This window comes from Terriglobus sp. YAF25 (assembly GCF_052113305.1).
Classification (GTDB): Bacteria; Acidobacteriota; Terriglobia; order Terriglobales; family Acidobacteriaceae; genus Terriglobus.
Genome location: NZ_JBFRCY010000650.1, coordinates 1 through 2690, shown reverse-complemented (window position 1 = coordinate 2690; position 2690 = coordinate 1). Strand labels below are relative to the sequence as shown.

At 58.3% G+C, this 2690-nt stretch carries 2 protein-coding genes; both read left to right on the top strand.

Going from position 1 to position 2690, the window contains the following annotated elements; translation table 11 throughout:
* Positions 1-2259: AMP-binding protein (locus AB4043_RS21780; protein WP_442308071.1), on the top strand; the 2259-nt coding region annotated here is incomplete at its 5' end.
* 180 nt (positions 2260-2439) lie between these two features.
* Positions 2440-2690 (top strand): hypothetical protein (locus tag AB4043_RS21775; RefSeq protein WP_442308070.1); only part of this gene is annotated, 251 nt, incomplete at its 3' end.

Here is a 2690-nt window from a genome sequence, read left to right as displayed (position 1 = left end):
GTAAATGTGCAGTTGCCCGCCACGCCGATGTTCGCGGTGAGCGATGCCGTCAACGGAGAGACACCCTTTGAGATCATCTTTACATCGGGCACAACTGCGGAGCCCAAGGGCATCGTTCTTACGCATCGCAATGTTCTTACGAGCCTGCAGCCCATCGAGGCTGAAATTGCCAAATACCTGAAGTACGAGCGGTGGGTGCATCCACTGCGGTTTCTGCACACCCTGCCGCTGAGCCATGTCTTCGGCCAGTTCATGGGCATGTGGATCCCTTCCCTGCTGGCGGCCGAGCTCCACTTTGGTGAACAGTTCGAGCCGTCGCGGATGATCGAGCTGATACATCGTGAACGCATCTCAGTCCTGATCACCGTGCCGCGCGTGTTGCATCTACTTCGGCTGCATCTGCTGGAGCACTATGGTTCGCTCGCACTGGACTTGGAACGAGCAAAAGATCTCTCGGTCTGGAAGCGATGGTGGCGCTTCCGGCAGGTGCACCACGCTTTCGGGTGGAAGTTCTGGGCGGCCATCTCTGGAGGAGCGACATTACCCGCCGATCTGGAAGATTTCTGGAACAAGCTTGGTTTCGCGCTGATTCAGGGTTATGGCATGACAGAGACAACCGCCCTTGTGACGCTCAATCATCCATTTCGTATCGGACACGGAACAATCGGTAAAGTTCTACCAGGTCGTGAGGTCCGCATCAGCGACGACGGCGAGATTCTTGTGCGCGGAGACATGCTGGCAACAGCGACGTGGCAGGGAGGCGCATTGCGGCCGCGCCAGGCAGAGTGGCTGGCAACCGGCGATCTGGCGACGAAGGATGAGTCCGGCGAGCTGCGGTTTCTTGGCAGAAAGGGAGAAGTCATCGTCACCGGTGCAGGGATGAACGTGTACCCCTCGGATCTCGAAGAGGCGATGACGAAACTGCCCGGAGTACGCGGATGCGTCGTGGTGCCATATGAGACCATCCGCGGCCCGGAGCCGGTTGCAGTCGTGCTCCTTTCAGCGGGTGATTCCGACCTGAACGTACTTGTCGGCCAGGCAAACCGCGAACTGGCAGGGTATCAACACATTCGACGAGCATTGCGGTGGCCTAATCCGCAGTTCTCATACACTTCGACGGGAAAGCTATTGCGCAGAGAGGTGGCAGAGTGGGTTCGTGCAACACTCTGGAACTCCAGGCACAGTGGAACCGCAGACGTCACCGCAAAAGCCGATGCGCTACTCAATCTGATTGCGGAGATTACCGGCGAATCCGTCGCAGGTGTCAGCGAYGACCTAAGGCTGTCGGAGGACCTCCACCTGGATAGTCTGGGTCGTGTGCAGTTGCAATCGGCCCTTGAGCACCGGTGGGCCTTCGAGCTTGAGGATGATGTGATTGCCGGAGTGGAGACGCTGGGCGATCTGCGGGCATTACTGGAGCGGAAGGCAGGGACTTCCCCTGAAGTAAAGGCAGCTCATATCGCGGGTGAGATCGGTCCTGCTTCGGTGAGTCCCGGTGAAGTGCCCGCCGCTATGTCCCTGCCTCAGACAGTGTCCCCAAACGAGCGCGATGTATCTCCCCTTTCGCTTTCGCGGTGGCCGTGGGCTTGGCCGATCCATGCGGTCCGCGTTGCTTTTATCGAACTCGTGATGCGTCCCCTGATATGGCTGCTCGCCGCACCACGCGTAGTAGTACGTGAGGCGGCGGAGCTGCCGCCAGGGCCGGTGCTGGTGATTGCGAATCATGTGACCGCTTACGATGGCGTACTGATCTTATATGCGCTACCGGCCAGACTGCGGCAACGGGTTGCAATTGCAATGTCTGCTGAAGTTCTTCTGAACCTTCGGAGGGGGCGAAACCAGCAGAGCACACTTCGGAATCTGCTCGCGCCAGCGGGGTATTGGCTGGTGACTGCGTTGTTCAATGTATTTCCTCTGCCGCGGCTGCGTGGGTTCCGGAAAAGTTTTGCCCATGCAGGCGAAGCAATGGATCGAGGCTACTCCGTACTGATCTTTCCCGAGGGGGCTCGGAGTCCCGACGGCGAGCTACAACCGTTCAGGCCCGGAATCGGCCTGCTGGCGCAGCAGTCGCGCGTGCCCGTTGTGCCGGTAGCGCTGATCGGTCTGGGCGAAATGCGTAGAGGCAAGACTCGATGGTTCCGCTCAGGACAACTGGAGGTGCACGTAGGCGAGCCTGTCGTCATCGAGGAAGGTGCAGAGCCCGCGCAACTCACCGCAAAGCTCCAGGCGAGCGTAAGGCAGTTACGATCCGAAGATTAGATCTGCACACGGGCGTCACTCTTGCCAGGATCAGACGGTGTCGCGTGGTTGCCTTTGGTTAAGTTGGACAAACCTTATCTGAACGGAGTTCCATCTTGAATGGACCATGCTCCCGACGTTTGGGATTCATTCATACTGCATCCCATAGAGCAGGATGACAATTAGAGCAGGAGGGTGACAATGACCATCCTACTTTGGGCGCTATCAGTGCCCTTGGCCATATTGCTTATTGGGGCACTCTTTCAAGCGATAGGTTCAGCGATTGATCGCCGGCTCTATCCTGCACCGGGCAGGCTTGTTCTGGTGCAGGATAGCCGCCTCCATGTCTATTCGGAAGGTGAAGGCGCGCCCACGATCATCCTGGAAGCGGGTGTCGCAACTTCTTCGCTGAGCTGGAGAGCAGTGCAATCGGAGTTAGCGCAGTTTACGCG